Below are 21,403 nucleotides of genomic sequence, written 5' to 3' on the forward strand. Positions count from 1 at the left end.
TTATTAGTTATATAAAAATCTAATAATTTCGATATATTAAATGTACAAATTTATCATATCTTTTTGATAAAAAAAGACCCCTGTGATCACACGAAGGCGTCTCAAAATGAGATCAGGGACATAGAAGAACTCTTTATATCCGGATGGATTTTGATCAGCAACATTTAGTTACTCGCACGCCTCTCTTTGTATCACGTATTTAATTTGAAGCCTTTTTCTTCGAGGTCCACGATCGGGACTCATGCAATCATATCAAATGCAGGAGATTAACAATGACCAGAAAGAAGATTTATTTCGCATCCACTTTAATTGTGATGAGCACTGCTTTGACGGCTCTCGCTATCGGAAAAACGGGTTTCGCTGAAATTTTTGATAACGCCATCAGCAGCAATTCCTCAAAAATGTTGGCCGAGGGTCGTAAGATTTTTCGCTTCGATACTTTTGGCAGTGAAAAGTTTTGGGGCGACACTCTTAAACTTCATCAAGCTATTAAAGGAGAAAAAAATGGCGGCGTTGGCCCCGGAGTCAGTCCAAAGACTGCTTTAGCCGTAGGATTGAAAGTCGATGTCGATGCTCTTTCTCCTGATGTTCTTAAAGCCATCAAAGAAGGAAAAGTGGATCTCAATGATCCGAATGTCAGCTTAGCTCTTTTAAAAGAAGATGCGATTGTTGGTGTAAAAGGTATTTTTAATAAAGCGGGACAGATGACTTCCATTGGTATTCAGTGTTCTCTCTGCCACTCCACTGTCGATAATTCCTTTGCTCCAAGCATTGGACATCGACTTGATGGTTGGCCAAATCGTGATTTGAATGTCGGAGCGATCATCAATCTTTCTCCTGATCTCAGTGCTGTGAATAAACTTTTAGGGGTCAGCGATGCAACAACTCGCAAAGTGATTATGGCGTGGGGACCTGGAAAATTTGACGCCGAACTTTTCTTAGATGGAAAAGGGTTCCGTCCTGATGGAAAAACAGCGGCGACTCTCATTCCAGCAGCATTTGGACTTGCGGGTGTGAATCTTCACACTTACACGGGTTGGGGCTCTGTCACTTATTGGAATGCGTTTGTGGCTAATCTTGAAATGCACGGACAAGGAACTTTTTATGATCCTCGCTTAGATGATCCTGTGAAATTTCCAGTCGCAGCTCGTGCGCGCATGGGTCACACGAAAGCTCCGGTTGATATGATCACAAGCAAACTCGCAGCTTTGCATTACTATCAATTGTCTTTGCCGGCTCCAAAAGCTCCGACGACTTCTTATGATAAAATCATGGCGGCTCGTGGAGAAAAAATCTTTAACGAGAAAGCAAAGTGCGCGACTTGCCACGTTCCTCCCCTTTACACAGAGCCAGGATGGAATATGCATAAGGCTTCTGCGATTGGCATTGATGATTTCCAGGCAAAGAGATCTCCGGATGAGCGCTACAGAACGACTCCTTTGAAGGGAGCTTGGGCACACGCAAAAGGTGGGTTCTATCACGACGGACGTTTTGCGAACTTCAAAGAGGTTGTTGATCACTATGATTCTCACTTCAGCCTCAATCTCGCTGAATCAGAAAAAGGGGATCTCGTAGAATTCCTCAAATCTTTATAGACCTTCATGGCCCCTAAATCGGGGGCCTTTTTATTTCTTTGGTCGTGACCTACCTCGTCATTAGGCCTTTTCACCGAAATGATGCCTTAAGAAATCCCCTTTTTCTTTGAAAGAGTTCAAAGTTCATTCTATATTTTCAAGGCTTTAGCAATCCAAAGACAAAAGGACCGACTTATGAACAAAATCAAAGTTGCAAATCCCGTCGTTGAACTCGACGGCGATGAAATGACAAGAATCATCTGGAAATTCATCAAAGAAAAATTGATCCTTCCTTACCTAGAAATCGACATTAAGTACTACGACTTGGGCATGGAACATCGTGATGCTACCAACGACCAAGTGACTGTTGATGCTGCTGAAGCGATCAAAAAATACAACGTAGGTATCAAGTGCGCGACAATCACTCCTGACGAAGCTCGCGTCAAAGAATTCAACTTGAAACAAATGTGGAAATCTCCAAATGGCACTATCCGTAACATCTTGGACGGTACTGTTTTCCGTGAACCCATCATCTGCAAAAACGTTCCTCGCCTTGTTCCTAACTGGACAGCGCCAATCTGTATCGGTCGTCACGCATTTGGTGACCAATACCGTGCGACTGATTTCGTTACTAAAGGCAAAGGCAAGTTGACGATCACTTTCGAAGGTGAAAACGGCGAAAAGATCCAACACGAAGTTTACAACTTCAAAGGTGATGGCGTTGCGATGGCAATGTACAACACGGATGAGTCTATCTCTGGTTTCGCACGTTCTTGCTTCAACCAAGCTCTTTCTAAAAAATGGCCTTTGTACCTTTCTACTAAGAACACAATCTTGAAAAAGTACGACGGTCGTTTCAAAGATATCTTTGAAGACATCTATCAAAAAGAATTCAAAGCGAAGTTCGATGCTGCTGGCATCACTTACGAACACCGTTTGATCGACGACATGGTTGCGTCTGCGCTTAAGTGGAACGGTAACTTCGTATGGGCTTGTAAGAACTACGACGGTGACGTTCAATCTGACACTGTAGCTCAAGGTTTCGGTTCTCTTGGTTTGATGACTTCAGTTCTTGTAACTCCAGACGGAAAAACAATGGAATCTGAAGCGGCTCACGGAACGGTGACTCGTCACTACCGTCAGCACCAACAAGGTAAACCGACTTCAACAAATCCAATCGCTTCTATCTTTGCTTGGACTCGTGGTCTTGAGCACCGTGGAAACTTGGATGGAAACAAAGATCTAGTGAAGTTCGCTCAAACTTTGGAAAAAGTTTGTGTTGAAACAGTGGAAGCTGGCTTCATGACAAAAGACCTTGCAGTTTGCATCTATGGTGACAAAGTTCCTGCTGATAAATACATGAACACAGAGCCATTCCTTGCAAAACTCGACGAGAACTTGAAAAAAGCTCTTGCGATGTAATTTGGAATTTAAATTCTGATTTGCAAAAAGCCTCGGCGTAAAAACCGGGGCTTTTTTATTTCGCGCCGGCGGCTTCAAGAATTTTCACCATCTCTGTAAACTTGCGTCGTTTTGCGTGAGCGAGTGGTGTGATTCCATCATTATCGGGAATGTTCACGTCAGCTTTGGAACTTATCAGAAGCCGAACGATTTCCTGCTGCCGGGGACCACCGTCACCTAAAACGATCGCCTCCATCAACGCTGTCCAACCCAGATTGTTTTTGTGATTGATATCGATCTTTGTTTTTAAAAGTTCTTTGACGATATCAACGTGCCCGCGCTCGGCCGCTGGAAGAAGAGCCGTGCCCCCATAACGATTGTAGATTTTGAAATTAGGTTTTGATTTCAGGATCAAACGCAAAATTTGTAAACGTCCCTCGGCCGCCGCATACAAAAGAGGACTGTCTTGTTTCTGATCTTGCGCATTCACGTCAGCACCGGCCTCAATCAGAAGCCAGGCAATCTCCACATCATTGTTTTGCGTAGCAATGAGCAAGGGCGTGCGCTTTTGTGAATCCGTCACCTCTAGGTTCGTTTTCTTTTTTAGAACGGATTTCACCAATTCTACGTCGTGATTTTTCACAGCTTCCAGCAAAGACGGAGTTAAAGGATAGGCTTCCACATCGTTCTCCTTTGATAAGCCCCCGAGGTGTCGTTTTGACTTTATTGTAAGGGCAAGTGCCGAAGATGCGTGACCTGATTAATGACAGACATGTGAACGGGAATTTTCCAAATGCTTGAATTCAAACAAGCATTCGGAAAACAAAACAAAAAAAATTTGGTTAGATTAAAGATTAATGAATTCTTTTAAGTTCGGTGATCAATTGTGCGTTGGCATTTTCTACGTCCGGAGTTGCACCTTGATCTAAATTTATTTTCGCAACCTGTAAGATTGCACGCACGATAGCATCGGCAATGTGTCCCGCTTGCTCTGCATTTTCTGGCCAAAGTTCTTTTCCAACATAAGCGCGTGTGTAAGCGAGCTTCGAATGCTCTTCATACATCAAATTTTCCCAACGAGGATCGGGATCGCCTTCGAAATCTCTCATGCGAATGTAGTTGTATTGAAAGGTGTCCATCTCGCTATAGTAAAGAGCCGAAAGCATCGCACTCTTATCATTGGCATTGAACACCGCAAGCACGTCAGCATAAAACTCTGAATAAGGAGAAAGAGAAGTGAAGCGTTGATACTCTGGAGAAGTCAGCAGCTTCTTCATGTCATCAGAGAATGTTTCGTCTGTAGCGCCTTTTAAAATTCTCTCTTTGCGAATCGAAATGTCTTCCATCTCTTTTAACAGAGAACCGAATTCTCGCGGCAAAGATTTTTTTAAATACTCGTGAAAGATGGCGTGTCCGTATTCATGCGCGGCACTCGTGATAAGACTTAAAAGTGAGACTGGATATTCCTGACCATAGCGGCCGAAGAAAGCCATGCGATAAGGAACTTCGATGATGTGCCCGTTATCAAAACTTGCATTGTCCATCGGGCCACCGACGACAAGTGTGACTTCTGGAGCAACTCCAAAAGTCTTGGCCATCGTATTAAACGTGCTAGCCAAGTCTGCTGCAAGTTTGCAGTCATCTTCTTTAAGAAAAATAACTTCTTTAACAACCCCTGAAACCTCAGGGCAGTTGGGAGTTGCGAGGGCGGATGGCGATAAGAATAAGGCAAAAATAAAGCTCAACATGCCCGGCATCCTAGACAAGTTGAGCTCAAATCAAAATACACTCGGAAAATTTTTCGCTATTTTACGCGGACTTTTAATTTATATTTGGCCTTAGACTGGCAAGTCGACTCCATAGACACCGTCGAGCACTCCATTTTCCCGCAATTCAGAGAAAGAACCTGATTCTCTTTATTAAGTTCCTTCACATCTTTCTTCCAATCAGCACAGGCCTTTTTCCAGTTAGCACGAGCCTCTTTCAAAAGCGGAGCCGCCTCCCCTTCGATGTCTTCTTCTTCAGTAACAACTTCAAACTCACGATCGGAAGCCTTCGACCCTTTTTTAATTTCAATAGTCGTATCTTCCCCAGCAGGAATATCTTTAACGCCCACAGATTGCGCCTGAGCAAAAAACGGAAGGACCAAAAGCAAAACCAAAACTTTTCTCATACAAAAACTCCTTATGACCGCTCTATGGTAATCACGTCTCCCCCACAAGAAAAGCCCTCGTCACATTTCCTGTTTCCAACTAATGCACCGTAGACGTAAAAAATCCCCTGGCACCTTTCTCTACCTTTCCACGACGCAAAGCCCTACAAAAAAGAAGCAGGCACCTTTTTGGTGTTTGGGAATCCGAGAGCTTCTTCCATAGAGGTGATTTCAAGTATTTACCTCGGATGAGCGGCCTCTGCGGGGCCTGGATGGCCCTCGCCGAAGGCGAAGCAGCGAGGGCTGGAGGCCCGTGCCGATCAGCAGAGGTAAATACTTGAAATTACCTCTATGGCACGACGAGTTATCGAATGAAATCCCAGACCCCATGGGATACACCTGCGCCTGGCCGGGTCCCATACAATAGCACCCTTGACGAACTCCGCTAGGTCCGGAAGGAAGCAACGGTACTCGAGAGTCTATGTGATATGGGGTGCTCGGCCGCTTTTTTTGCGCTAGAATGGCGTGAATAAGTTCGAGGGGTGTATTTTGTCTTATCAGGTGATTGCACGCAAATGGCGTCCACAATCTTTCACTGACGTTGTCGGGCAAAATCATATTACCCAAACTCTTTCCAATGCCCTTAATAATCAACGTCTTCCACATGCTTTGCTTTTCACAGGTCCTCGCGGAACTGGAAAAACTTCGTCGGCGCGTATCTTAGCAAAAGCTTTGCGTTGCCCGAATGCGAAGGACTTCATTCCTTGTAACGAGTGTTCTTCGTGCCAGGAAATTGCGGCAGGTTCTAGCGTTGATGTGATCGAGATCGATGGAGCTTCGAACAACGGTGTCGATGCCATTCGTGAACTTCGCGACACTGTGGCTTTCATGCCTTCCAGTGGAAAATACAAAATCTATATCATCGACGAAGTTCACATGCTTTCCACAAGTGCCTTCAATGCTTTGTTGAAGACTTTGGAAGAGCCACCTCCTCATGTGATTTTCATTATGGCGACGACAGAGGTTCACAAGATTCCTCAAACGATCTTGTCACGCTGTCAGCGTTTTGATTTTAGAAGAATCCCTACCCGTCAAATCACGGAGAGATTGAAATTGATTTGTGATCGTGAAGGCGTTCAGGCTGAAGAGGAAGCTCTTTGGGTGATCGCTCGTCAGGGTGATGGTTCTATGCGTGACTCACAAAGTTTGCTGGATCAAGTGATCACATTTGCAAACGGACCTTTGAGTCGCTCCAATGTTGTGGAAATTCTGGGGCTCACGGATCGGGCTCTTCTTTTTGAAACTTTGAATGGCCTCATTGATCGCAACTCTCAAGCTATCATGAAAGTGATTGAGAAAATTGCGTCCGCTGGTTTTGAGCCTCATTTGTTCTCTCAAGATTTGCTTGAGATGATCCGTAACTTGCTCTTGGTGAAAGTTTCTGAAGCGCAGGCCGTGCAGATTTTAGAAATGCCGGATTCTGAACTTCAAGCTTTGACTGACATGTCACAACGACTTTCTGAAGAGGACATTCACTTGCTCTTCGACATGGCCCTTAAAGGCGGTGCTGATATTCCTCGTGCTCAAGATCCGCGTATTGTTTTAGAGGTCACACTTTTACGAATGGCTTCTGCGCCGAAGTTGGTGGATCTTAAAACTCTATTGCAAAATGGAGCTTCCACCTCTCACAGCGCAGGTGGGGCCCGGCCCTACACTCCGCCGGTAGCTCCCGCCGTTCCGGGACATGATCGACTGCAAGAATCGCAAAAAGTGATGGATGGTCCGAAAGGACTTGAGGCGATGAAAGCCGCTTTGGAAAAAGCGAAGCCTTCCTTGAATTCAGTAAACTCAAAACCTGCGAGTCCTGCTCCTGCGGCAGCGAAAACGGCTTCCGCACCAGCCGCGGCACCGGCTCCGAGTGCACCTGTAACTCCGAAAGTGGCTACAGGCGCAACTCCGACGGAAAAGTGGGTTCATTTCGTGGAACTTCTTCGCCAAGATGACGCTCTTTTTGCGGCGAAAGTCGAAAATTTACTTTTTGTAAAAGAAGAGGGAAAGCTTGTCAGCCTTGGCGTTCCAGTCAAATTGGCCTTCTTAAAAGAGCAAATGGCTGATGCTCAAGTGCGAAAAAAACTGCAAGGATTTATTGATTCGTACTGGGGTGCTGGGTATTCTTTTGAGGTATTAATGAGCCGCGATCAGGTCGGAGAATCGGCCCAAGCCATGCAACAGAAAAAAGTGCAAATGGCCGAGGAAGAAATCCGCAATAAGATCGCCGAAAACCCTATGGTGAAAGCGGCCCAAGATGTTTTCAAAGGGCACATCAAATCCATAGTGGAAACTAAGCGCGACAGCGCAGGGAGATAGTTATGAAAGGCATGCAAGGCGGAATGGCGCAACTGATGAAGCAAGCTAATCAGATGCAAATGAAAATGAAAAAAGCCCAAGAAGAGCTTGCGAAAAAAGAATACGAAGCAACTTCTGGCGGTGGCGCTGTAAAAGTAAAAGTGAACGGCGATCACATGATCACTGCTTTGACTATCGATCCTGAAGTTCTAAAAGCTGGCGACGTAGAAATGCTTCAAGACATGGTGATGTCTGCAACAAACGAAGCTGTTAAAGTTGCTAAAGAAACATCCGCAAAAGAGATGGAAAAAATCACTGGCGGTTTGAACATTCCAGGAATGTTTTAAGGTTTAAATGTTACACATATCTGCGCTTGAAAAACTAACCCACGAGCTGAGTCGTCTTCCCGGAATCGGTCCTAAGACAGCTCAGCGCTTGGCGTATTTTATTCTGAAGTCGCAGAATGAGTATCCAGAACGTTTGAGTGAAGCTCTTCTGCGTGTGAAGGCTGAGGTCCATGAGTGTCCTCGTTGTTTTAACTATACGGACACGGATCTTTGCCGTTATTGCGAAGACTCTCACCGTTCTGATGATTCTTTGTGTATCGTGGAAGAACCCGCGGATATCATGCGCATTGAATCTTCCGGTGCCTTCCGTGGTCGTTACCATGTTTTGCATGGAGCGATCTCTCCGCTAGAAGGCATTGGTCCTCAAGAATTAAAAATCAAAGAACTGATTGAACGTATCGACGCCGGAATTGAAGGCGACGGACCTGTGATTAAAGAGGTCATCCTTGCTTTGGATGCCGATTTAGAAGGTGATACGACAATTTTGTACCTTGCTAAGCAACTCCAAGGGAAAGGTTTGAAACTTTCTCGCATTGCCCATGGAGTTCCTATTGGCAGCGACATCGATTTCATAGATGATAGAACTATGGGTCGTGCCCTGCAAAATAGAGTGGAGCTGTAATGTCCTTTATTAACTACAATGCCAAAGAGATTCACTGCAAAGTCGTGTATTACGGTCCTTCCTTGGGCGGTAAAACAACGAACATCCAGTGGGTTTATCAAAAAACAGCGGAGGATCAAAAATCCAAGCTTGTGGCATTGAACACGGACATTGAGCGCACTCTCTTTTTTGACTTCTTGCCTCTGAATGTGGGTGATATCCGTGGTTTCAAAACACGTTTTCACCTTTACACAGTTCCGGGCCAAGTGGTTTACGATGCTTCTCGTAAGTTGATCTTAAAGGGTCTTGATGGCGTTATCTTTGTCGCGGACTCTCAAATTGAGCGTATGGATGAAAACTTAGAATCCCTTCGCAATTTAGAGAAAAACTTGGAACAACAAGGCTACGACATCCGCGAGATCCCTCTTATTATGCAATACAACAAACGCGATTTGCCGAATGTGGCTTCTTTGGCTGAGCTAAGAAGTGCATTAAACCCTTACAACGCACCTGAAATCGAAGGTTGCGCTTCTGAGGGTAAAGGCGTTTTTGAATCTTTAAAGACCGTTTCTAAATCCATTATTAACGTTCTAAAGGGCGGAACGACTCTTTAGTTTCCCTCACAACCGTGTTATATGAGGCCACTCGTATTCATTTGGGTTACAATAAGCCCGAGGTTGATATGTCATATGATATTGTTGCTGATATTCAGCGCCTGAAAAAAGAAAAGAATGCCGTCATTTTAGCTCACTATTATGAAGATGGTGATATTCAAGACGTGGCCGATTATGTCGGTGATAGTTTTTATCTCGCGAAGATGGGTCAGCAAGTAAAACAAGATGTGATCCTTCTTGCGGGTGTGGTCTTCATGGCGGAAAGCGTGAAGATTCTAAATCCGACGAAAACGGTTTTGGTTCCTGATATGGAAGCGAGCTGCTCGCTTGTTAAAGGCGCGCCTTACGAAAAGTATCTTGCTTGGCGCCGTCAGCATCCTGATGGGATTGCAGTTACTTACATCAACTCCAGTGCGGAAGTGAAATCTATTTCTGATGTGATTATCACTTCTTCCAATGCGCAACAGATCGTGGAATCTATTCCTAAAGATCGTAAGATTCTTTTTGGGCCGGACCAGCATTTGGGTCGTTGGCTTTCTAAGAAATTGGATCGCGAATTTGTTTTGTGGCCGGGAGCTTGCGAAGTTCATGTGCTTTTCAACGCTAAGAAATTGCATGAACTGATTGCTCAACATCCAGACGCTGTAGTGATTGCGCATCCAGAGTGTGATGAGTCTGTTTTGCAATATGCTTCTGTGATTGGTTCAACGTCTCGTTTGCTTGAAGAAGTTGAAAAGAATCCTGCAAAGAAATTTATTGTCGCGACAGAAACAGGAATCTTCCATCAGATGCAGAAAAAACGCCCGGATGTAACGTTGATTCAAGCCCCTGTTTTAGATTCAGGTTGCTCATGCAACAACTGCCCTTACATGAAGATGAATTCCATGGAAAAGATTAAATACGCTCTTGAGTCTTTCAAACCTCAAGTAGGTTTAAGCGAAGACCTTCGCTTGAAAGCCAAAGTGTCTTTGGATCGCATGATGGATATCACAAGCGGCAAGGCTGTCACTTGGCCTGCTGAATTTACCGTTTAATTTTCTTAAAGGAACTCGGTCATGGCTCTTTCTCAAAGCACAATCGAGTTCCTGCAAAAGTCTTTAGTTTCTGATTTACAAGTTTTTGCTAAGCCTGAATGGGGAAGTCAAAATCCCGCTCATCGTGAATTGATGCGTGCGGAGCTTTCTGCTTTGTTTGCTGATGAGAACTTGAAGACATCTGTTTCTCACTGCGAAGGCATGGGAATCGTTGTGGCTTCTCGCTCACCCGTGGGTGTCGATGTGGAAGTTCACACCCGCGTCGAAGAAAGGACCGTCGCTCGTGTATCGTCGCATGAAGAAGTTTTAGCAGCACCCAGTCCCGCATCTTTGTGGAGTGCAAAAGAAGCGATTTTTAAAGCACTTCGCTCGTATGATCAGCCGTCGGTGATTTCTAAAATTTCTGTAGGGGCCTGGAAAAATATTGATTCTCAGACTGAGACATACCGTCTTTTACACCCGGAAATTCATGGTTCTCCCTCTGAAAACAGAGGTGTTGTGATGCATTTCGGGGAACACACTTATAGCTTTTTTGTTTTTCCCTCTTAACTTTGGTCGGGTCCTGCCGAAGAGTTTATTAACCAGAGTTAATGATACTGATTAAGGCAGGTGACTAATGGGAAGTACAAAATACAACCGCAGAGTGGCTCCAAGGAAAGAAGTCTCTCCCATTCATATTTCATATCTCACTTCACTCGATGACTTTGCAAAGATCGCAAAGAACTGTGAGATCGTAGAAGCTTCGTCAACGGGACTTTTACTTTTGATCAAACGTGATGATCTGATTCCGACGGCGCTTCGTAAAACTTTGACCCTGGATGTGTTAATAGGCGATAGAGTCTTTATGCATCTTGAAGAAATGAATCTGGAAGTTTCTGGTGTGATCACTCGCACGCAGCTTCTAGGTAAAAAGGGTTTCTATGTGGCTGTGGATTACAGTGACGAAGCACCTGAATATTGGAGAGAATGTTTGATGGATCTTCTGCCAAAACCAGGAGAGTTGGACTAAGTTTAAAAGCTTAAGTCTTTAAGAAAAAGCCTAGGGATTTTCCTTAGGCTTTTTTATTTTAAATATATGTTCTTTGCTCTAAAGGCACATGGCCGATGTCTGCAAAACCCAAGAGAACCGCATTTCCCTCTTTATCGACACGAACCGTGGTGAGGGAGCCTTGTTGCAGGTCCATCTTGACCCACTTCTTATGATCTATTCCTAAAGCCTTACATACCCAATATCTGATGACGTTGCCATGGGCGACGACAACATGGGTGGTAGCGCCGCTTCTGGGAGCTTTAAAAAGAAAATCAAAAGCTTTGTCTGCGTGGATCTGATTCTTCTTCATTGTTTCGCGTGCGGCTTTGTCGGTTTTCGTGACCGCTTCTAGTCCCGGCAAAATACCTTCGCGAAACATGTCGCGTTTGATTGCTTTCATCTGACATTGTTTTTCAATGTAAGAGGCCGTTTCAATCGCTCGCGGCATTGTGCTTGAATAAAGTCGATGGGGCTTCAGATCGCGCACCACTTGAGATGCCAGATGGGCCTGCGCTTTCCCCAAAGAAGTTAAACGTTCAGGATCTTTTTCATACTGACCGTGACGAACAAAGACGATGGTTTTATAAATCTTTGGATCAAATGTCATAATGTTTATCGTTGCAGAAGTTTTTCTTAGTTGCAACGCCATCATATGGTTACCAATAGAAGACGGTGCATTTTCGCTTGGCATAAGCTCTGCACTCCCCCACTTCGGAATATAAAACGGGGGAAAAATGAAACCACTCTTCACATTGATGATTTTTGTTGTAGCGATGGCGAACACCGCTCACGCCGATTCTTTTACTACTATTCGTGATGGCAAGGAGTACATGTGTACTTCTACCGAGCCAAGAAATCCGGGCAATGCCGTAGATTGTGTGGATACTGCTTACCGCGGACCTTTTTCAAAAGAAGAATCGATGCGTATTTGTAGTGGCGCTACATCGAAAGCTCCTGCTGAGTGTGCGACGGCTGCTTATCGTGGTCCGTTCTCTAAAGAAGAATCTATTTCTCTTTGTGTGAGAGCGACTTCGGCGACAGGGCCTGTTGACTGCGCGACGACGGCTTATCGCGGACCCTTTTCAAAAGAAGAATCTTTGCAACTTTGCTCGCGAGGCGGAACTCTTGCCAATGCTGAGTGCGCCATCAAAGCTTATCGTGGTCCTTACAGCAAAGAGGAAGCTCTTCGCCTTTGTAAAGCAGAGCCGGCGTTGTTGATCCGTTCATTCAAGCTAATGGAAAGCTCCCCAGAAGTTCAATCGAAGATTCAACTTTTCAAAGCAAAAGTATTAGGACTCTTTGATCGATAATGAGTCTCACGAAAGAGAGCTGTTTAAAGAGTTCTCACTGTCAAAAATACATTAGTCACTTGAGGTTTCACGGAACCTCAGTTCGTTTTATTTACATGTCGTAGGCTCTATCTGTGGCACCGATATTGATTGTCTTAAAGTCATGGTTAAGACAAAAAGTATCGGATTTTTTATCGCTTTGTTGATTGCGCCTCTGATGTCTCAGGGTAAGTCAGTAAGAATGTCTTCTTCTGAAACAGCGAAGCTTTGCGATTCTCAGCGTCCGAACCCGACGACAAAACTGAAATCGGATCTTCAAAATATCTCCGCAGCCGTCGAAGATTCTTTGAATGTGTCTGGCTATAATTCTTGTAACGGAAAACAGAAAGGCATTGCCTCGGTGTATGGTCTTCGCGGACGTGATAACTTCGCTGGGAAAAGAACTGCGAGCGGCGAAATCATGCGTCCTGAAAAATACCGTGCGGCGATTTTAAGAAGTGCTTCTCGCCAATACCCTTTGGGCACGTGGGTGCGGGTCACTAATGGCGATCGCTCTGTTTTAGTTTGCATCAATGATACCGGCGGAGGAAAAAGAGGACGAGTAATTGATCTTTCCGCAGCTGCTTCAAGGGCATTGGGTGGAGATGATCTTACTCATGTCGAAGTCGAATGTATTTTAAAACCTACAGATGGCCAAAGCCGTTGCGACGACAAGGTCGCAACTCAGATTTCGCAAAACGATCTTTAGTTAAGCCAAATCCACAAACTGTGGAAGACCAATTTCAGACACCAACACAACAGAATAATGCGGAGGCAAGAACCAACTGATCGCCTCTGCAATACCTTGATGTTCTTTCGTTGGTGGATTTCCTAAAGACTCTAAAGAGAATGCAAGATCATAGTGTTTGCGATCCGCACTCATCACAAGAATGCGTGGACGATGCACACCTTGATCGAAGAAGAATTGCTTTAAGATATTGCGCACGTACTGTGGCAAGTAGTGAGGTGCCGGTGGACCTGCGTGAAGTTGTTGGCCCTTTTCTATTTCCACGGTTCCTACAGGAGACTCTTCAGCCGTTTTATAAAACAAACCGGTTTCTTTGAAATGCCAAAGCATTCCGTATGTGAAAACATAATCCGGATAGGACTTCATCGGATTTACAACAAGGCCCACGCCTTTCATTGCCAACCACTGCATGATTTTGTTGGCAGGTTCAGTCGCTTCAGCAGAAGTCTCTGCCAAAAGATACGGCCAACCATCGGGACCTTTTTGTGGAGCTTCGTGAAGAAGCTTAAGATTGCTTTGAGTGATCGCCATAAAGAAGTCGATTTCCCATTGATGATCGCGTTTTTCATCAGGGACGTTTACTAATTCCAGAAGGTTCATGGGGACTCCTATGGCTCAAAAAAGAAAGGCCGGGTATTTTAACCCAGCCTTTTTATGTCCCTTTCAGAGGGAGGTCAAGACGAAGCCCGTCGGGCCTTAAATCTTAGTATTCTTCAACGATTACGATTGTTTTGTAACCACGCTCGTAACGAACACGGCCATACTCATCAAGCTGAGGTTGACCTGTTTTCGTGCTAAGAACAGGAACTTGGCCTTTATCCGCAGCCAAAACTGCAGAGTGGATTTGTTGAATGTAGTTTTTATGAACGCGCACGCAACCAGAAGAAGCTCTAGAACCCAAAGCCGCCTCACCTGCTGCTTCACCGCTAGAAAGATCCGGTGGAACTTGGTGAACGGCTAGACCGCGAAGATCGTTGAAGAACATTGCGTATGGCATGTGGAATTTATTTTCGCCAGAACGGTAGTTCGCACCTTCAACTCGTTTGATTGTATAGAAACCGCGAGTTGTGTGTCTCCAGTGAGATTGTGTCGCACCTTTAAAGATTTTATTGAAAACACCACGAACTGCACCCACGTATTCGATGTCTTCTGCGCCGCTAGAAATTTTTGTCGTAAGCATCAACTGACGGTTTGTATAAAGACGCAAAGTTTGTTTGTTCGCGGCTTTGTTGATCACGATCACGTTTGTGTATTGATTTAGGTAAGTCTCACCTTGGAAGTAAGCGACTTCGTCGAAAAGGCGGCCATAAGAAGCTTCGTAAGAATCTTCGACCATCAAGCGTTTTTCAGCTTCAGCGCGAGAATCCGCGAAAGTTTGAACAGAGAAAAGAGTTGCAAGCAAAAGCAAAGAAAACACAGTTAAAAGCTGTCTCATGAATACTCCTAAAAATGATGCCGGATGTTTAGCAGAAATTTTTCATAGCACGTACAAATTTTGGGCACTGTGTAACAATTGTTTAATCTAGAAATTTCTACGCGGAATGCGACTCAAAACTCATATAACAGCGGCTTTTCCCTCTTTGGAAAAAAGTTCACGCCGTCGACAAGTGATCTTACTTTCCAGAGAGGAAATAGTTCTTCAAAGAGTAGATAAAAAGAGAGCCTTTATTTAATTCGGGAGCCACTTTTTCCATGAGTTCCCTTTTATGAAACTCCGGATACTTCGACCAGTGCATGGCGGGTTTAAGATGATGGGCGGTATGGTAACCGTTATTGCAAAAAAACCAGTTTTCAAAGCTCGATAGAAAATTGCGCGAGTGATTGAACTCGGATTGCAAGTCACAGTTGTCGTGATTCACAAGATTGGCTAGCAGCAAAAGGAACAAACCGATCACACAGGAAGGTAAGAGCCAAAACAGTGTCATGAGTGGATTTACGTAAAGCAACGCGATGACATAGAGAAGAACAAGAATTCTTTCTACTTTCTGATTTTTACGAAGATCTGTCGGCAGATTTAATGTCGGACGATTTTTTGTCATTTCTTGAGAACTCTTTTTTAAATACTCAAGACTGCGCAAAAAACCTGAAGAATGTTTTGTCGCAAGCTTATAGCTCGCCCAATCTTTTTCACCCGATTGATAGTGAGTATGATGATTAAACATGTGAACAGCGTGAAGACGTGTCGAGGGTGAGATCAGAATGAGCGAGATCAAACGATCCACAAGTCTATTGAGGAATGCCGAAGTAAAAATCCCGCAGTGACGATGATTGTGATTAATCAATGACGCTTGAAGAACCAAAACGATGTTGAGCAAGAATAGACCTACTAATGCGCCAATGCTGAAAGTGTCTTTCGGCGACAGCACTACAAATAACTGAAAAGTCCAAGTGAGACTCAGAAAAATCAAACTGCGAATATCAGAGAGATGCTTCATCAGAAATTCCCTTTTTCGCATAGGATCTGTCATATACGTCCCACACCAATCCTAGCTTTGCTAAAAGCTGAATGCCCCAGTAGATGGGATCAAGCTCCCACCACTTTAAGCCGGAGGCAGCAAGTTTTGGATAAGCGTGATGATTGTTATGCCAGTTTTCTCCGATGGAAAACGGCATAAGCCACCAGATGTTGTAGCTTTCGTCTCTGGTTTCGTAGCTTCTTGTTCCGAAAAGATGACAGAAAGTATTAATCACCATCGCGATGTGAGCATTTGCTAAAGTAGAAACTAAAAATCCCCAAACGATGATTTGCATTTGGGTTGTTTGCAAAGATGGAAAATTATTTTCAATGAAGTATCCCGCCACTGCCGTGAATCCTAAAAACGTGAGAGGCCCCAGAAAATGATATTTGTTGATCCAAATAATTTCAGGGTAAGAGGAAAAGTCCTTCATCAAATTCATATCAGTGGGTAAAGCATCCTCTTGCAAAAGCCATCCGATGTAAGCTCGGCCAAATCCCAACACTTTAGGCGAATGGGGATCCCCTGGCTTTTCAGCGTACTTATGATGAAGACGGTGGCTGGTCGCCCACGAAAGAGGTCCTTTGTGCCCTGACGTCGTTCCCCAAAACGCCATCACGAATTGAAATGGACGTGATGTTTTAAAACTGCGATGGGAAAAATAGCGGTGATAAAATCCACCCACGGCAAAGTGACGGAAATAAAAAGCAAATAAGGCAAACCCTACTGCCGTCCATGACCAACCGTAGATAACGACTCCCGCCAAAGCCAAAAGATGCATCGTAAGAATTCGCAAGCAATGCTTAAGAGAATAATTCTTCAAAACAATTCCCTTTTAGGCGTGAGTTCGTAAGTCCGACACCCAACCTATTTTTTCAAAAGCTTTGAGCATCCAATAGTGCTGATCAAATTCATACCAGTGATGACTGGTAGTGGCGCTGGCTTGAAAAGCGTGATGATTGTTGTGCCACGCCTCCCCTAATATGAAAGGAAAAAGCCAAGCGTTGTTTGTACTTTTATCTGTTGTTTCGTGAGCTCGATGGCCCCAGCCATAATGGCAACCCCAAGAGTTTACCAAAAAAATCGCATTGTGAAGAAGCATCACTCGAAAGAAACCGCCCCAAAAAACACCGCGAATAAATCCATCCCACGAGCCCAGCATCGCAGCTTCGATAAATCCAGGAATAATGACGCCGACGATTCCTACCAAAACATGAAAGCGCTGCCACTTTACGAGACGCGAGTTTTGATAAAGATCCGGCGTGTATTTTTTAATGAGTGCCAAAATTTTAAGATCAAAAATCCAATACACATGGGAATGCCAGAAGCCTTGCCAAAAACTCAGCTCCTGTCCATTCTTAAACCAAGGAGAGTGAGGGTCTTCCTCTCTGTCACTGTATTGATGATGCTTTCTATGAACAGCCGCCCACGTCAGTGCCGGAGTTTGAAAAGCAATGGCTGAGGTCAGAAACAAAATGAATTCAAAAAATGCCGTCGCTTTAAAAGCCTTATGGGAAAAATAGCGATGATTCGCGACGGAAATTCCAAATAAAGCGATCTGATAGAAGATCACAAGAACGAAGAGATCTTGCCACACCACGGGTTTTTGCAAAACGAAAACACCAAATCCCACGCACAAAAGTGCCGGCACAAGAAGGGCTTTTGCAAACGTCGGTTTGATATCGAGAATCTGATCTTTGTTCTGTTGACTTAATTCCATCGCTTATAGAATCCTAACAGAGGATTATTATGAAAGCTCAAAAAAAATCAGTCACTTCGTGGGACGATTCCTTTTTTAAAGATTTTGTTGCACTGAGAAATCGTCTTTACGCTTCTCATCCTGATTTTGTTTCTGAAGACTTGAGCGATCTTGAATTGTTTTTTGGGAAAAATTCTTACTTCGCAAATAAAATGGATTGGACTGCGGTTCTTCTGGGAAGTTCGGGACGTTATTTGCTGTCGATGAGCCCGGCTGCTGATTCTCTTTATTTGGGATACTTTGAATGTGATAACGACGAAGAGGCTTTACATCAAAGTCTTCTTCAAGACATCGCGGTTTATAAACAGAAATATCCACAGCTAAAAACTGTTATCGGGCCTATTCAGGGAAGTCTTTTTGCGGGCTACCGTTTCCGTGAACAAACGGAAGCTCCCAGATTTTTAGGAGAATCCCTTCATCGCGATTCCTATCCTGAACTTTGGAAAAAATGGGGCTTTCAAATCGGAGAATATTGGGATTCATACAGTTTTGAACCTCACTACGGTTACAGCTTCTATAAATCTATCGAACAGAAATTTGAAAAGTTTTGGAAAGATCCAAAAATCGTAAGTCGCCCACTGGATTTGAATAACTGGGACCATGAAATCCAAGATGTGTACGACATCACGATGGAAGCTTACAATCTTACCAATACGAATGATGAAATTGATTTTAAGATCTTCAAAAACATCTCGGAAAAAATGAAGCCTCTTTTAAAGCCCCGTCATGTGAAAATGCTGGAATACGACGGAAAAACAGTGGCGTTTACGATTTGTTATTCTGATATCCAAGAAGAAATCCGTCGTTTTAATAAACGCAAATCATTCTTACCGGCATGGCTGAACAACTTAGTTTTATTCGCGGGCATTCAATTTAAAAAACACCCTTTGCTTTTAGTCTATGTCGCAAAAAGAAAAGAGTGTCCGATCAAATGGGCCATGGCGAAACTGGGAACATCCATGATCACCGGAGTAAACCCTGACGATTATCCATTGGTGATCTCTGCACTCAATGCGGAATCGTCAGGGAGTCGCGCTTCACTCCCCGACCGGAAGGCCCTGCACTCCCGTCACTTTTTGATGACGTTGAGTCTTTCTTAAAGGCAAGTACCACAGGAAGGCTCCAAGAAGAATCACAGGAGCCGACGTAAGAACACCCAAACGTAAATCACCGCTGACGTCTGAAATTTTTCCGATCATGGGCGCACTTAAAGCGTCCCCCAAGATATGACTTAGGAAAATTTGAAACGCCATCGCAAAGCTTGCTTGCGACGCTGTCACCGAATGAAGCGTTGCAATCGTTGCGGGACTGTTTGAAATAAAAAAGAAAAACTGGGTCAATGAAATCCATAGAACCAATTCTGGGATGGAGCGTGAATAAAACGCCATCACGAAAGGAACAAACGCAATCGCTAAGGAAATCGCACTCACTTCTAGGTAAGATCCGCCTCTGTCTTTTTTCCAGCGGTCAGCAATAATTCCACCGACCCACGTTCCTAAAAGACCAAAACCAATCGCAGCACCACCAAAAATCATATTGGCCATCGCAAGACTGACACTGTGCTGTTTTTCAATATAAGTCGGCATCCAGTGAGTCACACCACCAGCAACGAATGTGTAGGCCGCATAACCCAAAGCTAAAAGCATGTACTGAGAATTTGAAAGCAGTGACATGAATTCATCTTTGATACTGATCTTTTGTACCGGGATGCGATCCTCAGAAGCTGTCGTGAAAAAGAAAATCAGACTTAATAAAACCGCCGGAACTCCCATCACAAGATAAGCCGAACGCCATCCATAACTGTCTGTTAAAAATCCCCCGCCGACAAAACCTAGGGCCATCCCTAAAGGAAGAGCTGAAGTAAATAACGCCATCAAACGCCCGCGAGAATTAATCGGACAGAGATGATGAACAACCGCAGGGGCTACCGCCGCAAACGCAGCCTCACCCACACCAAGCAAAGAGCGACACACCAAAAGTTGATAATAGTTTTGGCAAAGCGCCGTTAGAACCGCAGCAGAACTCCAAAGCAGCGTTCCCATTTTTAGAATGTGAATGCGATTGGTGCGATCCGCGCGATAAGCAAGAATCAAAGAAAAAATAACGTAAGGAATAACGAAGGATGAAAAAAGAATTCCACCTTGGAAGTCACTTAAAACAAAATCCGCCTTCACCTTGCTCAGTGAGGCGGACATCAAAAAACGGTCCACGTAATTAAATAAATTCAGGACCGTTAAAATAAGAACAAATCGAAAAGTCATTATTTCGTGATGTTTAACCAGTTACCACCAGAGTGTGAAAGAACTCTGACAGATTTAAATACATCGTCGTCTTTTTTAACGCTTGGGAAGTACGGCGAGTAAGCAGAAACGTTCCACTTCTCTGGACTTCCTTCAGCGTAGTTTCTATATGTCAGAGCCTTTTTGCTGCCTTTTGCATCTACCACAGCTTCGCGAGTCACTTTGCTGCGAGTATCAAAAGCTGTTGGCAAGAAAGCCTTCAAATCTTTTGGTGGTTTGTTAAAGAAATCAGCGTAACGAATTTCAATCACTTCACCTGTCACAGAACTTCTCATCTTTTCAGAAGAATCCGAAGCGACGACGCGGTAAAGAAGCTCAAGGTTTTGCTCGACATCGTGTCTATTCACTCTCCAGTAACCAGAATCGATCGCGTAAAGATTTTCGTTTTTACGAGATTCAGAACTTGCTTGCCATGCAGACCATGCGTGAGCCACGGCCCAGCGAGATGCATTCAAAGAAGACTTCATCCATGCTTCACCGTCTGGAAGAAGTGTTCCGATTTGTGGATACTTATTGATTGTGTTTGTGATCTTTCTAGCAGAAACACCGTCAACTTGGCTTAAGAAACCATCGACACCGTAAAGGCGACCCAAGTCGCGAGAAAGATCGATAGAGCCTCTGATGTTATAAGCTCTTAGGAAGCACAAGCTTGCAACAGAAGTCATCATCGCAGAACGAACCATGGATTTTTCAAGTTCACCGATCAAGCGGAAACGGTTCACACCGTCTTTGAAAGAATCAGGACCGAAGCTAAAGCGTTGATCCCATACAACAGGCTCAGAAAGATTCAATTTTCCAAGACGCTCATCCGCTTTCAAGATTTGCTCACGGAAAGGACCTGCAAGCCATCCTTGAATATCCGCTTCATCGTTGAAAGTAGAAACAAGCTTGCCGTTTTCATAGTATGGCGACATGAAGTATTCCTCGACGACAGCCATATTATCTTGTGGAAGATAAATGCGGAAGTTTGTCGCCGTGTTTTTCGCTACTGTCAAAACAGCAGAGTGAACACCTGGAGAGCGCTTTTCAAAAACACTTTTTGCGCGGAAAACAAAACCGCGAAGAGCTTGTGCTGGAAGAATCTGTGCTGCAAAGAATTTCGCGTCATTTGGAAGTTTGTCGTAATTAGCATCCAAGTCAGAAAGCATTTGAGCCAATTCATCAGATGTTTTTACTTTAAAGAAACGATCACGGATCTCGCGCAGTTCAGGACTCATTTGCGCTTCACTGATATTACCTGCTTGCGCTGGAGAACGGCGGCTTTCAGACTTTTCAATGATCTGCTTCAAAGTCGGAACCGTCACGTCCGGTGCTGCAACCACAGGTGCCGTAGGGGCCGCTGTATTGAGCTTTTTATAATAAGATAGATCTTGACCCTTCGGCGCAACTGCTTGAACGGCGATCCCTGCCGACAAAGCCGCCGCAAAAACTGCAACAGACAACGTTCTCATTTATATCCTCCAAGTTGTTTACCAAATTAGGATAAGCGAGTCGGAAAGTATTTGTCGATTGAGAAAATCAAAACCTTCGTGGATTATATGGGAATGAAATTTATCTGCAGAAAATCTCTCCGTCTTTTCCACTATGGGCTTTTACAAAGCCAGAGAGCTCTTCTGCGTCATCCACGAAAAATCTTCATCCTCGCCCTGGTGCTTTTTGCCACCTGCTTGGTTTCTGCGACGAAACTGCAAATCGGAATTCGCGCAGAGGATT

Annotated in this window: 23 protein-coding genes and 1 other RNA gene; 13 read left to right on the forward strand and 11 right to left on the reverse strand. The window is 44.3% G+C overall.

From position 1 onward, the window contains the following. The first annotated feature begins 272 nt into the window (after nt 1-272). Together ACLSSO_RS17670 and ACLSSO_RS17675 are read left to right on the forward strand one after the other, a co-directional pair. Nucleotides 273-1,595 carry a hypothetical protein gene (locus ACLSSO_RS17670; RefSeq protein WP_413943609.1) on the forward strand — a complete coding sequence of 441 codons (1,323 nt, stop codon included), beginning with the start codon at nt 273-275 and terminating at the stop codon, nt 1,593-1,595. Nucleotides 1,596-1,769: 174 nt separating this feature from the next. Then, nucleotides 1,770-2,996, forward strand: coding sequence for an NADP-dependent isocitrate dehydrogenase (locus tag ACLSSO_RS17675; RefSeq protein WP_295904219.1), 1,227 nt, complete (start codon nt 1,770-1,772; stop codon nt 2,994-2,996). Nucleotides 2,997-3,051: 55 nt separating this feature from the next. Here the strand turns inward: ACLSSO_RS17675 and ACLSSO_RS17680 are convergent, their stop codons facing one another. The 3 genes from ACLSSO_RS17680 to ACLSSO_RS17690 form a co-directional block, all read right to left on the reverse strand. Next, nucleotides 3,052-3,702, reverse strand: a complete 651-nt coding sequence (locus ACLSSO_RS17680; protein ID WP_413944831.1) for an ankyrin repeat domain-containing protein — start codon at nt 3,700-3,702, stop codon at nt 3,052-3,054. 127 nt (nt 3,703-3,829) lie between these two features. Next, nucleotides 3,830-4,723: a hypothetical protein gene (locus ACLSSO_RS17685; protein WP_413943610.1), complete on the reverse strand. Its 894-nt coding sequence runs from the start codon at nt 4,721-4,723 to the stop codon at nt 3,830-3,832. 56 nt (nt 4,724-4,779) lie between these two features. Further along, nucleotides 4,780-5,148, reverse strand: a complete 369-nt coding sequence (locus ACLSSO_RS17690) for a hypothetical protein (RefSeq protein WP_413943611.1) — start codon at nt 5,146-5,148, stop codon at nt 4,780-4,782. A 386-nt stretch (nt 5,149-5,534) separates the two neighbouring features. Between ACLSSO_RS17690 and ffs the strand changes: the two genes are divergently transcribed. The 8 genes from ffs (at nt 5,535) to ACLSSO_RS17730 (ending at nt 11,078) form a co-directional block, all read left to right on the forward strand. Next, nucleotides 5,535-5,633, forward strand: an RNA gene (gene ffs, locus ACLSSO_RS17695) — signal recognition particle sRNA small type. Between the two features lie 19 nt (nt 5,634-5,652). Next, nucleotides 5,653-7,494 (forward strand): DNA polymerase III subunit gamma/tau, encoded by a 1,842-nt coding sequence (gene dnaX / locus ACLSSO_RS17700; protein ID WP_295904212.1) that lies wholly within the window; start codon nt 5,653-5,655, stop codon nt 7,492-7,494. Between the two features lie 2 nt (nt 7,495-7,496). Continuing rightward, a complete protein-coding gene (locus tag ACLSSO_RS17705) occupies nt 7,497-7,820 on the forward strand; it encodes a YbaB/EbfC family nucleoid-associated protein (protein WP_295904211.1) in 324 nt (107 codons plus the stop codon). A gap of 7 nt (nt 7,821-7,827) precedes the next feature. Continuing rightward, complete coding sequence (gene recR, locus ACLSSO_RS17710) at nt 7,828-8,442, forward strand: recombination mediator RecR (RefSeq protein ID WP_413943612.1); 615 nt, start codon at nt 7,828-7,830, stop codon at nt 8,440-8,442. Beyond that, entirely contained in the window at nt 8,442-9,035 is a 594-nt protein-coding gene (locus tag ACLSSO_RS17715; RefSeq protein ID WP_413943613.1) for a GTP-binding protein, read from the forward strand. Before recR ends, ACLSSO_RS17715 begins: the two co-directional genes overlap by 1 nt. Nucleotides 9,036-9,103: 68 nt before the next feature. Then, on the forward strand, nt 9,104-10,069 hold the full coding sequence (gene nadA / locus ACLSSO_RS17720; protein ID WP_413943614.1) for a quinolinate synthase NadA: 966 nt from the start codon (nt 9,104-9,106) through the stop codon (nt 10,067-10,069). 21 nt (nt 10,070-10,090) lie between these two features. Further along, a complete protein-coding gene (locus tag ACLSSO_RS17725; protein WP_413943615.1) occupies nt 10,091-10,618 on the forward strand; it encodes a 4'-phosphopantetheinyl transferase superfamily protein in 528 nt (175 codons plus the stop codon). A 67-nt stretch (nt 10,619-10,685) separates the two neighbouring features. Next, nucleotides 10,686-11,078: a hypothetical protein gene (locus ACLSSO_RS17730; RefSeq protein ID WP_295904204.1), complete on the forward strand. Its 393-nt coding sequence runs from the start codon at nt 10,686-10,688 to the stop codon at nt 11,076-11,078. A gap of 58 nt (nt 11,079-11,136) precedes the next feature. Here the strand turns inward: ACLSSO_RS17730 and ACLSSO_RS17735 are convergent, their stop codons facing one another. After that, the gene (locus ACLSSO_RS17735; protein ID WP_413943616.1) at nt 11,137-11,790 is read right to left on the reverse strand and encodes a histidine phosphatase family protein; all 654 of its coding nucleotides are present in this window, start codon (nt 11,788-11,790) and stop codon (nt 11,137-11,139) included. Nucleotides 11,791-11,833: 43 nt separating this feature from the next. Here ACLSSO_RS17735 and ACLSSO_RS17740 point away from each other — a divergent pair, with 43 nt between their 5' ends. After that, nucleotides 11,834-12,409: a hypothetical protein gene (locus ACLSSO_RS17740; RefSeq protein WP_413943617.1), complete on the forward strand. Its 576-nt coding sequence runs from the start codon at nt 11,834-11,836 to the stop codon at nt 12,407-12,409. Between the two features lie 142 nt (nt 12,410-12,551). Continuing rightward, on the forward strand, nt 12,552-13,136 hold the full coding sequence (locus ACLSSO_RS17745) for a septal ring lytic transglycosylase RlpA family protein (RefSeq protein ID WP_413943618.1): 585 nt from the start codon (nt 12,552-12,554) through the stop codon (nt 13,134-13,136). On the opposite strand, the gene ACLSSO_RS17750 is transcribed toward ACLSSO_RS17745, so the two are convergent. The 5 genes from ACLSSO_RS17750 to ACLSSO_RS17770 form a co-directional block, all read right to left on the reverse strand. Further along, a complete protein-coding gene (locus tag ACLSSO_RS17750) occupies nt 13,137-13,775 on the reverse strand; it encodes a hypothetical protein (RefSeq protein WP_413943619.1) in 639 nt (212 codons plus the stop codon). A gap of 103 nt (nt 13,776-13,878) precedes the next feature. Beyond that, nucleotides 13,879-14,610, reverse strand: coding sequence for a L,D-transpeptidase (locus tag ACLSSO_RS17755; RefSeq protein ID WP_413943620.1), 732 nt, complete (start codon nt 14,608-14,610; stop codon nt 13,879-13,881). A 178-nt stretch (nt 14,611-14,788) separates the two neighbouring features. Continuing rightward, nucleotides 14,789-15,610 carry a fatty acid desaturase family protein gene (locus ACLSSO_RS17760; RefSeq protein ID WP_413943621.1) on the reverse strand — a complete coding sequence of 274 codons (822 nt, stop codon included), beginning with the start codon at nt 15,608-15,610 and terminating at the stop codon, nt 14,789-14,791. Continuing rightward, on the reverse strand, nt 15,594-16,454 hold the full coding sequence (locus ACLSSO_RS17765; RefSeq protein ID WP_413943622.1) for an acyl-CoA desaturase: 861 nt from the start codon (nt 16,452-16,454) through the stop codon (nt 15,594-15,596). Before ACLSSO_RS17765 ends, ACLSSO_RS17760 begins: the two co-directional genes overlap by 17 nt. A gap of 12 nt (nt 16,455-16,466) precedes the next feature. Continuing rightward, a complete protein-coding gene (locus ACLSSO_RS17770) occupies nt 16,467-17,351 on the reverse strand; it encodes an acyl-CoA desaturase (protein WP_413943623.1) in 885 nt (294 codons plus the stop codon). Nucleotides 17,352-17,380: 29 nt separating this feature from the next. On the opposite strand from ACLSSO_RS17770, the gene ACLSSO_RS17775 reads away from it, so the two are divergent. After that, on the forward strand, nt 17,381-18,490 hold the full coding sequence (locus tag ACLSSO_RS17775; RefSeq protein WP_295903584.1) for a hypothetical protein: 1,110 nt from the start codon (nt 17,381-17,383) through the stop codon (nt 18,488-18,490). On the opposite strand, the gene ACLSSO_RS17780 is transcribed toward ACLSSO_RS17775, so the two are convergent. Then, a complete protein-coding gene (locus ACLSSO_RS17780) occupies nt 18,428-19,651 on the reverse strand; it encodes a spinster family MFS transporter (RefSeq protein WP_413943624.1) in 1,224 nt (407 codons plus the stop codon). The two genes, ACLSSO_RS17775 and ACLSSO_RS17780, sit on opposite strands and share 63 nt — an antisense overlap. Continuing rightward, on the reverse strand, nt 19,651-21,141 hold the full coding sequence (locus tag ACLSSO_RS17785; protein WP_413943625.1) for a hypothetical protein: 1,491 nt from the start codon (nt 21,139-21,141) through the stop codon (nt 19,651-19,653). The genes ACLSSO_RS17780 and ACLSSO_RS17785 overlap by 1 nt, the downstream gene beginning before the upstream one ends. Nucleotides 21,142-21,403 lie beyond the last annotated feature (262 nt).

Origin of the sequence: Bdellovibrio sp. HCB-162, assembly GCF_047344985.1 — a bacterium.
In the GTDB taxonomy this organism is placed as follows: Bacteria; Bdellovibrionota; Bdellovibrionia; order Bdellovibrionales; family Bdellovibrionaceae; genus Bdellovibrio.

Excerpts from the sequence above, each read along its gene's own strand:
- ACLSSO_RS17760 (WP_413943621.1), bottom strand. The coding sequence starts at position 15,610 with ATGAAGCATCTCTCTGATATTCGCAGTTTGATTTTTCTGAGTCTCACT.
- ACLSSO_RS17685 (WP_413943610.1), bottom strand. The coding sequence starts at position 4,723 with ATGTTGAGCTTTATTTTTGCCTTATTCTTATCGCCATCCGCCCTCGCA.
- ACLSSO_RS17690 (WP_413943611.1), bottom strand. The coding sequence starts at position 5,148 with ATGAGAAAAGTTTTGGTTTTGCTTTTGGTCCTTCCGTTTTTTGCTCAG.
- ACLSSO_RS17715 (WP_413943613.1), top strand. The coding sequence starts at position 8,442 with ATGTCCTTTATTAACTACAATGCCAAAGAGATTCACTGCAAAGTCGTG.
- nadA (WP_413943614.1), top strand. The coding sequence starts at position 9,104 with ATGTCATATGATATTGTTGCTGATATTCAGCGCCTGAAAAAAGAAAAG.
- ACLSSO_RS17785 (WP_413943625.1), bottom strand. The coding sequence starts at position 21,141 with ATGAGAACGTTGTCTGTTGCAGTTTTTGCGGCGGCTTTGTCGGCAGGG.
- ACLSSO_RS17750 (WP_413943619.1), bottom strand. The coding sequence starts at position 13,775 with ATGAACCTTCTGGAATTAGTAAACGTCCCTGATGAAAAACGCGATCAT.
- ACLSSO_RS17675 (WP_295904219.1), top strand. The coding sequence starts at position 1,770 with ATGAACAAAATCAAAGTTGCAAATCCCGTCGTTGAACTCGACGGCGAT.
- ACLSSO_RS17745 (WP_413943618.1), top strand. The coding sequence starts at position 12,552 with ATGGTTAAGACAAAAAGTATCGGATTTTTTATCGCTTTGTTGATTGCG.
- ACLSSO_RS17670 (WP_413943609.1), top strand. The coding sequence starts at position 273 with ATGACCAGAAAGAAGATTTATTTCGCATCCACTTTAATTGTGATGAGC.
- ACLSSO_RS17705 (WP_295904211.1), top strand. The coding sequence starts at position 7,497 with ATGAAAGGCATGCAAGGCGGAATGGCGCAACTGATGAAGCAAGCTAAT.
- ACLSSO_RS17770 (WP_413943623.1), bottom strand. The coding sequence starts at position 17,351 with ATGGAATTAAGTCAACAGAACAAAGATCAGATTCTCGATATCAAACCG.
- recR (WP_413943612.1), top strand. The coding sequence starts at position 7,828 with ATGTTACACATATCTGCGCTTGAAAAACTAACCCACGAGCTGAGTCGT.
- ACLSSO_RS17740 (WP_413943617.1), top strand. The coding sequence starts at position 11,834 with ATGAAACCACTCTTCACATTGATGATTTTTGTTGTAGCGATGGCGAAC.
- ACLSSO_RS17775 (WP_295903584.1), top strand. The coding sequence starts at position 17,381 with ATGAAAGCTCAAAAAAAATCAGTCACTTCGTGGGACGATTCCTTTTTT.
- ACLSSO_RS17755 (WP_413943620.1), bottom strand. The coding sequence starts at position 14,610 with ATGAGACAGCTTTTAACTGTGTTTTCTTTGCTTTTGCTTGCAACTCTT.
- ACLSSO_RS17725 (WP_413943615.1), top strand. The coding sequence starts at position 10,091 with ATGGCTCTTTCTCAAAGCACAATCGAGTTCCTGCAAAAGTCTTTAGTT.
- ACLSSO_RS17780 (WP_413943624.1), bottom strand. The coding sequence starts at position 19,651 with ATGACTTTTCGATTTGTTCTTATTTTAACGGTCCTGAATTTATTTAAT.
- ACLSSO_RS17735 (WP_413943616.1), bottom strand. The coding sequence starts at position 11,790 with ATGCCAAGCGAAAATGCACCGTCTTCTATTGGTAACCATATGATGGCG.
- ACLSSO_RS17730 (WP_295904204.1), top strand. The coding sequence starts at position 10,686 with ATGGGAAGTACAAAATACAACCGCAGAGTGGCTCCAAGGAAAGAAGTC.